Here is a 2,360-nt window from a genome sequence, read left to right as displayed (position 1 = left end):
CTCCTTTGTTTTCGACAAATTCACGGAGATTTCTGTCAGAATAGAACAGGTTCAGATAAGTGCCCTCTGCCCTTGACCTGCCAACGCTTTCTTTGACTGCTTGCAGTTCCGCCCTGCTCATGGCAAGGAGTGTGGTCGGATTGGTGGCAATACCCTGTAAGCGGTTTTTTACAAGTTCCACACTTACTACTCCATCCTTTACAAGAATGTCCCGATAGGTCTTTTCCACTAAATCCCTGAACTCATTAATTCTTTGATTGGTCTTCTTGTTGGTTGTCAAACCCTGCTTGGTGTTCCACTCGGAGAATTTACACTCTTCTCCTGTGGTAATGGCGGTATTCTTTCCGTCAATGGTGATACGGCAGAGAATGGTAGTATTGCCGTCTGCCTTTGTCTTCTGTCTGTTGATATAGAACAGAATCTTGAATGTACTTCTCATTGTCTTGGTATTTTGAAATTTTAAATGAATAGATAATAAATCAAATGATTTGATAAGGATTAGATAGCCAGTTGCATTTCTTCGGTGAAAGAAAGGAAACGGTCAAATTCCTCAAAGAGTTTCTTGGGTGTAACCTTTGCATAACGCTCGGTCATGCTTACGTTGCTATGTCCGAGCATCTTGCTCACCGTTTCAATAGGTACTCCTTGCTCAAGCGTGATAAGTGTGGCAAAGGTGTGTCTTGCCGTATGCGTGGTAAAGGGAAAGGCTATATCCTCTCTAAGGCGCAATGCTTTAAGATACGACTGATAGGTGGCATACTTCATCTGTGGCAGCAGTCTTTCCCTTTCTTCGCCTCGATACTTCTCTATTATCCTAATCGCTTCAGGCAACAACTTAATACGGCAAAGTACACCTGTCTTCTTCCTATTGAACTTCATCCAAAGATTTTCCTCATCATCACGGACAAGATGTGTCTTACTTAATCCCATTAAATCACAATAGGCTACACCTGTATGACAGGCAAAAACAAACAAATCCCTTGCTGTTTCCATTTCTTCCTCCAACTCTCCGAAGTGGGTATTCATTAGTTTGTCAAGTGAACGTCTGTCAAGTGCCTTTGGGAGTTTCTTATCGCCCTTGCTGATTTTGACTTTGTCGAAAAGCAGGATGTCTGCCAATCCCTCACGGTAAGCCAGCCTGCAAACTGTTTTCAAATGGGTGGCGACATTGTAGAATGAGCTTTCCTGAAATCCACACTCTCCCAAGAAGTACTGCTGAAACTCATGGATGAAGTTCTCTGTCAGTTGTGAGAAGGCTAAGTCAGAAACCTTATACTTCGCTTGGATGAACTCCTGCAAGTGGATTCTCGTGGAGTGATAGCTTGCCATTGACTCTTTTCTGAGGTCTACACCGATATGACTTTCTTTCTCTTTGATGAGCATATCAAGCCTTTCGATGAGCATGCACCGTGTCTGCACACTGCCTTGAAACAGTTCCTTCACATCGGTTACGTCAAATGGGCAACCTCTTGCAAGCAAAGACTGATAGGCTGACTGAATGGACAGCAGCAAGTTCTCCAACCTGCCATTCACCTCCACCGCCTCACGACTTTTTCCGTCCATTCTGCTCTCACGGGGATTCCACAAGTCAGGATTGCAGGAGAGCTTGCAACTGAACTGTGCGATGGAACGCCCAATGGTTATCCGTCCCATAATCGGTGCTTTACCCGACTTGTCCAGACCACTCTTTTTGAGGTAGAGCAACACCTTCATTTTTTCTGTTTTCATACGCTTTGATGTTTTGTGGCAAAATTACCAATTTCAAAGCGTTCCTCACTTATGCAGAAAACTGCCAACCGCAGCAACAGCCACACGAGCGAAAATAACTCAGTTACCGAAAATTACTCCATCGTTACCTATGGCAAAATCGGGTAACGGTTTAGTAACTGAACTTCTGCCTAAATCTGCGTATACCTGCCCTTTTTGAAAAAGGAAGTTCTATGCAAATTATTCCGTTTCCTTCTCATTATCAGTCAGTTTACACCAACTTCGATATTTCTTCATTTTCGTTGATTAGTTGCACTCCAAAAGCTTACCTTTTACCATCCAAAAGCTTAGGTTTTGCAATGCAATAGCTAAGCTTTTGCAAAACGAATGCTATTTTGTGTCTTTTCCTGAATTCACTTGTCAGATCTGACGATGTATTTCTGTTTTACTTGTCAAATATTTTCTTATTTACTGAATGACTTGACATTAACATTATATAGTTTAAATTTGAAGTCAGTGCACTTGCATAAAAGAAGATGGACAACACCTAAGTTCCGTCATATTTTCGGCAAGGTCTTAGGGGGCTCGATGCCCCCTGGGACCTTTGGTGAAGATGGCATAAGACCGTCGTTCGCCATATTTTCGGCGTTCCA

General features: G+C 42.8%; 2 protein-coding genes and 1 pseudogene. 1 reads left to right on the top strand and 2 read right to left on the bottom strand.

Annotation, left to right across the window (positions count from 1 at the left end; translation table 11 throughout):
* Nucleotide 1 precedes the first annotated feature (1 nt).
* Together E0E16_RS10620 and E0E16_RS10615 are read right to left on the bottom strand one after the other, a co-directional pair.
* Nucleotides 2-439: pseudogene (locus E0E16_RS10620) on the bottom strand (Arm DNA-binding domain-containing protein); the annotation flags it as partial.
* Between the two features lie 59 nt (nt 440-498).
* The gene (locus tag E0E16_RS10615) at nt 499-1,728 is read right to left on the bottom strand and encodes a site-specific integrase (RefSeq protein ID WP_130830283.1); all 1,230 of its coding nucleotides are present in this window, start codon (nt 1,726-1,728) and stop codon (nt 499-501) included.
* A 15-nt stretch (nt 1,729-1,743) separates the two neighbouring features.
* On the opposite strand from E0E16_RS10615, the gene E0E16_RS14460 reads away from it, so the two are divergent.
* Nucleotides 1,744-1,875, top strand: a complete 132-nt coding sequence (locus E0E16_RS14460) for a hypothetical protein (RefSeq protein WP_255418195.1) — start codon at nt 1,744-1,746, stop codon at nt 1,873-1,875.
* Nucleotides 1,876-2,360 lie beyond the last annotated feature (485 nt).

It is taken from the genome of Prevotella rectalis (assembly GCF_900607215.1).
Classification (GTDB): domain Bacteria; phylum Bacteroidota; class Bacteroidia; order Bacteroidales; family Bacteroidaceae; genus Prevotella; species Prevotella brunnea.
The sequence above is the reverse complement of the archived record's forward strand: the minus strand, read 5'-3'. Positions and strand labels throughout refer to the sequence as shown.

What these genes read in the sequence shown, in the direction of transcription:
- E0E16_RS10615 (WP_130830283.1), bottom strand. Translation starts at nt 1,728, where the DNA reads ATGAAAACAGAAAAAATGAAGGTGTTGCTCTACCTCAAAAAGAGTGGT.